The 4,750-nt window shown below is 58.4% G+C and carries 5 protein-coding genes and 1 riboswitch; of the genes, 4 read left to right on the forward strand and 1 reads right to left on the reverse strand.

Going from position 1 to position 4,750, the window contains the following annotated elements; all coding sequences use genetic code 11:
* The 3 genes from P1S46_11635 to P1S46_11645 form a co-directional block, all read left to right on the forward strand.
* A partial coding sequence (locus tag P1S46_11635; GenBank protein MDF1537124.1) for a phosphohydrolase occupies nt 1-233 on the forward strand: 233 nt, incomplete at its 5' end.
* A 94-nt stretch (nt 234-327) separates the two neighbouring features.
* The gene (locus tag P1S46_11640; protein ID MDF1537125.1) at nt 328-1,359 is read left to right on the forward strand and encodes a response regulator; all 1,032 of its coding nucleotides are present in this window, start codon (nt 328-330) and stop codon (nt 1,357-1,359) included.
* A gap of 273 nt (nt 1,360-1,632) precedes the next feature.
* Nucleotides 1,633-1,707, forward strand: a riboswitch (Fluoride riboswitch).
* Between the two features lie 124 nt (nt 1,708-1,831).
* Nucleotides 1,832-3,289, forward strand: coding sequence for a cation:proton antiporter (locus tag P1S46_11645; protein ID MDF1537126.1), 1,458 nt, complete (start codon nt 1,832-1,834; stop codon nt 3,287-3,289).
* Nucleotides 3,290-3,386: 97 nt separating this feature from the next.
* Here P1S46_11645 and P1S46_11650 read toward each other — a convergent pair whose 3' ends face one another.
* On the reverse strand, nt 3,387-4,172 hold the full coding sequence (locus tag P1S46_11650) for a lysophospholipid acyltransferase family protein (protein ID MDF1537127.1): 786 nt from the start codon (nt 4,170-4,172) through the stop codon (nt 3,387-3,389).
* Between the two features lie 287 nt (nt 4,173-4,459).
* Here P1S46_11650 and P1S46_11655 point away from each other — a divergent pair, with 287 nt between their 5' ends.
* A complete protein-coding gene (locus P1S46_11655) occupies nt 4,460-4,750 on the forward strand; it encodes a hypothetical protein (GenBank protein MDF1537128.1) in 291 nt (96 codons plus the stop codon).

Raw genomic sequence — 4,750 nt, forward strand, 5'->3', positions numbered from 1 at the left:
ACGGCACCGGCTACCCTCTCAACCTCTCTGGAGAGGGGATCCCCCTCGCCGCGAGACTGATCAACATCGCCGATTCCTATGACGCCATGATCTCAGACCGCACCTACAGGCACTCGATGAGACCCCAACAGGCCCTTTCAGAGATTGAACGCTGCGCCGGGACCCAGTTCGATCCCGACCTGGTACCCGCCTTTATCTCAGTGGTCAGCCAGGCTGCTGCGATGGGAATGTAGGAAACTATCGATTTCAGACTTCAGATTGCCCTTCCCCTTCGGTTGTGTCCCCTGTTATCATCCATCGGGTGAACCTTACAGCAGGGGTCGATCCATGCCGCTGACACAGCCCGGCACTTCGGAGCTTTCCATCCTCATTGTCGAAGACGATGCGCTCGTACGCTCCATGGTAGCTGACCATCTTCGTTCCAGGGGGGTCAGGGTCACCCAGGCGAAGGACGGTTTCGAAGCCCTGGAACTCCTTTCCGATTCCAGTTACGACCTCATCCTCACCGACATCGTGATGCCTCGCATGGACGGGATCGAGATGCTCAGGCGCCTTCGCCTCAGGCTCCCCGACCAGGCCGTCATGATCATGACCTCGTCCCACGACGTGGCCCACAGCATCGAAGCCATGAGGCTGGGGGCAGCCGATTACATCCTGAAGCCGATGGACCTGCAGGACCTGGAAACCAGGATCACCCTTTCCTATATGAAACTGGAAACCCGCAGGAGGGAGAAGATCCAGCAGTTCCAACTCGTTGAGAAGGTACTTGAGCAGGAAAAGCGGCTGGAAAACAACTTCCTCGACTCGGTTCGATCGCTTATCCACGCCATCGAGGCAAGGGACCGATACACCAAGGGCCACTCCCTGAGGGTGACCAGGCTCACAGACCTGCTGCTGCGAAAGCTTGGCATCGAATCGGACCTGATGTCCGACATTATCCTGGCCTCCCAGCTCCACGACACAGGTAAGCTTGGCATATCAGATGCCATCCTGAACAAGCCCGACAAGCTGACCAATTCCGAGTTCGACATCATGAAAACCCATCCGGAGGTCGGCACATACATCCTCAGGCCCATCCTTCCCGAGGGGAGCCTCCTGTCCATTCTCCATCATCATGAACGATGGGACGGCGCCGGCTATCCCCACGGCCTGTCAGCGGAGCAGATCCCCCTCGGCGCACGGATCATCGCACTTGCCGACGCTTTCGATGCCATGGTCACAGACCGGACTTACCGGCGAGCCATGGAAATGGACGATGTCCTCGCGGAGATCGATAACCTTGCGGGAAGCCAGTTCGACCCGGTTCTTGTCTCCTCTTTCCTGGAGATCATCCAAAAGAACAACCCCATGGAACTGTAGATATCTTCCGATTCCAAATTCCAGGCTCCAGATTCCAGAAACCATCCAGGATCCAAGAGGTTGCTCTTTTCCTCTGCGTGCGTGAAATCGCTCTTACCGCTTTCACAGGAACCGCGCCTTCCCCCAGGTCCTTCGCTTTACCCTGCGTAACCTTGCCTGAGACCGCCTTTAAATTAGGTGAAGGGATTCAGCAATGTTGCTATCTTATTGATATCAATGCTTACATTCTCCTTTCGTTGACTGGCAGACCGGCCTGTGGTAGAAGTTCCCTCACAAATATCCGGTGGTGGAGTTCACCTGAATCGCTCACTTTCCTGCTCCTGGTGAGCCAATGACTCCTGTCCCTGAAGGGCGGGAGTATTTTTTTGCGGAAAGGAGATAGTGAACCGTGAAATGTGAAACGTGAATCGAGTGATCGTCTTTACGACCTTTACCTTTCACCTTTCACACTTCACTTTTCACCTGATATTTCATGGCCATCAGCCTTGCCTTTATCGTTCTTCTCGGGCTTCTCGCCGACTCACTCTTCCGCAGGATGCGGCTGCCTGGACTTGTGGGGATGCTGCTCGTGGGCCTCCTGGCCGGTCCCCATGTTCTCGACATGCTTTCACCCGACATGATGGCGGTCTCTGCGGATTTCAGGCGGATCGCCCTTATCGTCATTCTCCTGAGAGCTGGGCTGGAGCTCCGGCGGGACACCCTCCACCGGGTGGGACCCTACGCCTTGTCCATGAGCACCCTCCCCGCCATTTTCGAGATCGCGGCGATAACACTGCTGGCGCCCCCCCTGCTGGGCCTTTCGTGGCTGGAGGCTGCGATCCTGGGAAGCATTCTCGGCGCCGTTTCCCCCGCCGTCGTCGTCCCCCTTATGATCGATTTCATGGAAAGGGGGAAGGGAGCCGACAAGGGGATCCCCACCCTCATCCTGGGCGCCTCCGCGATTGACGACGTTTTCGTCATCGTGATCTTCACGGTCCTTCTCGGCATGCACGGCCCAGGCCCCGTGAACTGGGCTGTCGAGCTTTCAGCCATCCCGATCTCCATCATCCTCGGTATCCTTGCCGGCCTGGCTGTAGGCTACCTGCTTTTCCGTCTCTTTTCCCGACACGACTTCAAACCTCCCCGCCGGACCATCATCCTCATGGGAACGGCTATCGTCCTCACCTGGATCGAGGATATCCTCCACGGAACGGTGCCCATCTCGGCCCTCCTAGGCGTCATGGCCATCGGTTTCATGCTCCTCGAGAAGCAGGAGGCCATTGCCCACATCATCTCCTCCAAGCTCAAGCGTCTGTGGGTTTTCGCCGAACTCCTCCTGTTCGTGCTTGTTGGAGCCCAGGTGAATATCGGGGTCGCCTGGGAGGCCGGGATCGGAGGAGCCCTTGTCATCGGGGCCGGACTCGCTGCCCGGAGTATCGGGACCTGGCTAGCCCTTACCGGAAGCGGACTGGACGCCCGTGAAAAGCTCTTCTCCGTGGTCGCCTATTTCCCCAAGGCAACCGTCCAGGCGGCTATTGGAGCTGTTCCCCTGGCCGCCGGGCTCCCGGGCGGTGAGGTGATCCTGGCCGTTGCGGTGCTGTCCATCCTTCTCACGGCCCCCGCCGGGGCTATCGGGATCAAAGTCCTTGGCGAGCGGATCCTGTCTGAAAGCAGCCGATCAACCTACAGTTTCAAGGAACTCCGGGAAAAACTCGGCCTGCCTCGGGTCGGGGAGAGGGTCCTGGAAAGGTCCACCGGGAAGGTATGGAAGGTGATCGAGGAAAAGGAGAGCTGGTTCGAGGGCAGTTCAGGAGACCAGGTCCCCGCGGTCATCCTTCGGATATGGGAGCCCGCCGGGAGTGCAGGGCCCGGGCACGGCCCGACCCGGTATCTGAAATATACCCCGTTTGAAGAGCCGTTCGGGCGGAGATGGGAGATCGTATACGACTGACGGCGAAGTTTACTGTTCACGGCATACGGTTTACAGTTTCCAGGCACGACAAACCGCCGCATCTGCGAATTGCGGGTTACTGTTCACCGTAATCCGTTTACTGTTCACTTCTTTCCCATTCCTCCAGCTTCCCCTGGATAAAGCGGATCACCTGCTGATGCTCCTCCCTGCCGTTGCCCCGCACCGTCAAAGGATCTCCGAAAGCGATCCTGACCGACCGGTCAGGATCGATGGGACCGAAGTCCTTGATCAGGCTGCCTACGCCCCACGCATCTGTCTTCAGGGCGATGGGGACAACCGGCACAGAGGCACGGGAGGCCAACTTGGCCCCGATTGTGTTGAACTGGTCAGGATCGAATATCCGGCGTCTCGTTGTCTGGGGGAAAACGATGATGGACCGTCCTCCGTCAAGCCTGTCCTTCCCGCCCTCCAGGACCGTCCGAAGGTCATCTCTTGGGTCCTGGCGGCCCACCGTTATGGGCTGGCGGGTCCGGAGGACCGGCCCGAAAACGGGGAACCTTACAAGGCTTTCCTTGGCGATGAAGGTGGTGTCCATGAGGGGTTGGATGAGGCAGGGAAGGACCATGGTTTCCAGAGTGCTCATGTGGTTGGCCACGAAAACGCATGGCCCGTTCACCCGCCTGAGCACATCCATATTCTCGATCCTGAACCGCACGCCCACCGATTCTAGGTTCCTGAATACCTCGAGACTGCTCAGGGACCATTGATCCCCATCGTACAGCCCCGAAACAGCCAGGCGGTTCGCCCGCCAATAGATGCCCAGCATCTTCCAGTGAAACACGAGGCTGGGCCAGCGGCGGGCCAACCAGCCTGTTTCTCTCGCTGGCGATTCATATTCTCCAGTCATCGTCACCGGGTCCATGGCCTTATCCTTACACCATCATCCCGGACAGGTCACCCCCCTGCGAAGGCTGCTGGAGCGGCCTGCAAGGGGGCCGCGCTGCTTGTCCCGCCGTAGCCTTGGCGAAGGCGGATGGTGAGTCAGCTCTTCAGGTACTCATTCTCGCGATGAACCAAAGATCATTCACTCACACGCATCAACGCTCCACGCACGCACGAAGCCGCCAGCATTCTCCCCGGACGGTGCTATAATTTCAAGGTAACCTGAAAAAAGGGCAGCCGGTCTGAAGGAGGAAAGGGGGTTCCGGGATGGCGAGGGAGGACAAGGTCCGACAGGTAGCACACCTGCTCCAGATGGCGGATCACGCCCACAATGCTTACGAGGTCGCTGTCCTGCACGGGAAGAGGGACGAAAGCTGGTACGAATGGTATGCGGAATACCTTATCGGCCACGGCCTCGACCGTATCCTGGAGGATATGCTCGGGGTGGACCGGCTGGCAAGGTTCCTGGAAACCCTGGACGAGGTTCGTAAGGGCAGTTCAAACCTCATGGATTGGCGTGACGGTACGGCCAGGAGGATGGTGGACACACTCGTTTAG

This window comes from bacterium (genome assembly GCA_029210545.1).
GTDB lineage: Bacteria > BMS3Abin14 > BMS3Abin14 > BMS3Abin14 > BMS3Abin14 > JARGFV01.

Bases quoted from the DNA above. Each gene is read 5' to 3' on its own strand.
- P1S46_11655 (MDF1537128.1), top strand. From the start codon at position 4,460: ATGGCGAGGGAGGACAAGGTCCGACAGGTAGCACACCTGCTCCAGATG.
- P1S46_11650 (MDF1537127.1), bottom strand. From the start codon at position 4,172: ATGGACCCGGTGACGATGACTGGAGAATATGAATCGCCAGCGAGAGAA.
- P1S46_11640 (MDF1537125.1), top strand. From the start codon at position 328: ATGCCGCTGACACAGCCCGGCACTTCGGAGCTTTCCATCCTCATTGTC.
- P1S46_11645 (MDF1537126.1), top strand. From the start codon at position 1,832: ATGGCCATCAGCCTTGCCTTTATCGTTCTTCTCGGGCTTCTCGCCGAC.